1 protein-coding gene is annotated in these 1598 nt (G+C 64.5%); it reads right to left on the reverse strand.

The genetic code is table 11. The features are described 5' to 3' along the window. Positions 1–2 precede the first annotated feature (2 nt). The coding region (locus IB263_RS33810; protein WP_192439603.1) for an amidohydrolase at positions 3–1598 on the reverse strand (1596 nt) is incomplete at its 5' end.

Here is a 1598-nt window from a genome sequence, read left to right on the forward strand (position 1 = left end):
CGTCACACCGCCCAGCAGGAGCATCCAAGCGCGCCGAAGAAACCCTTAAGGTCGGCGATCGGCAGTTTCGACGTCCAGGCGCCGGCATGATCGTGGCCATGGACGCCGCAATCGCTGGCGCAGCCGCACGACGTGATCGCGGTGCGCCGGAGCGAGCGCTTTCCGGCGCCCTCGGGCTCACCCCAGGCGGCATAACCGCCGAAGGTGCGAACCGGCGACCAGTCCGGCATTGCCGGCGGCACCTTGTTCTCGTCGTGAGAGGCAAATGCGCCGGCCGCATAGACGATCTTGCCGCCGACCATCGTGAGCTCTGACGTGAGGAAGGAAATCTCGTCCTCGGCGCAGTTGAAAAAATCCTTGTCCGGCACGATGAGGTCGGCGAACTGCCCTTTCTCAATCCGGCCTTTCTTGCCTTCCTCGTTTGAAAACCACTGCACCTTCTCGGTCCACATCCGAAGCGCCGTCTCGCGATCGAGGCAGTTGGCGCGGGGGTAGAGCTGCAGGCCGCCGACAGTCTTGCCGGTCACCATCCACGACAGCGAAACCCAGGGGTTGTAGGATGCGACGCGGGTCGCATCGGTGCCGGCGGAAACGTTGACGCCCTTTGCCAGCATCTTGGCCACCGGCGGCGTCGCTTCAGCGACACCATGGCCGTAGCGCTCGACGAAGTACTCGCCCTGATAGGCCATGCGGTGCTGCACGGCGATGCCGCCGCCAAGGGCGGCGATCCGGTCGATCGAGCGGTCAGAGATCGTCTCCGCATGGTCGAAGAACCAGTTGATACCCTCAAGCGGGATATCCCGGTTGACCTTCTCGAAGACGTCGAGCGCACGGGTGATCGTCTCGTCATAGGTGGCATGCAGTCGCCAGGGCCAGCGGTTCTCCGCAAGAATGCGCACGACCTCTTCGAGTTCGCCCTCCATCTCCGGCGGCATGTCCGGGCGCGGCTCGCGGAAGTCCTCGAAGTCGGCGGCGGAAAACACCAGCATCTCGCCGGCACCGTTGTGGCGGAAATAGTCGTTGCCCTGCTTGTACTTGACCGACGACGTCCATTTCAGGAAGTCGTCCTTCTCCTGCTTCGGCTTCTGGGTGAAGAGGTTGTAGGCAAGGCGGACCGTCATCTGGCCCTCGTCCGAGAGCTTCTGGATGACGGCATAGTCATCCGGGTAGTTCTGGAAGCCGCCGCCGGCGTCGATGACGCTGGTGACGCCGAGCCGGTTGAGCTCGCGCATGAAATGACGGGTCGAGTTGACCTGGTAATCGAAGGGCAGCTTCGGCCCCTTGGCGAGCGTCGAATAGAGGATGCCGGCATTGGGCTTGGCCAAGAGCAGCCCCGTCGGGGTGCCGCTGGCATCGCGAGTGATCTCGCCGCCCGGCGGGTTCGGCGTGTCCCTGGTGTAGCCGACGGCGCGGAGCGCCGCGGCATTGAGCAGCGCCCGGTCATAGAGATGCAGCAGGAACACCGGCGTATCGGGCGCGACCGCGTTGATCTCATCGATCGTCGGCAACCGCTTTTCGGCGAACTGGTGCTCGGTGAAGCCGCCGACGACCCGCACCCATTGCGGCGCCGGCGTGATCGCCACCTGCCGCTTCAGCAT

Origin of the sequence: Ensifer sp. ENS03 (genome assembly GCF_014852035.1) — a bacterium.
GTDB classification, from domain to species: Bacteria; Pseudomonadota; Alphaproteobacteria; order Rhizobiales; family Rhizobiaceae; genus Ensifer; species Ensifer adhaerens.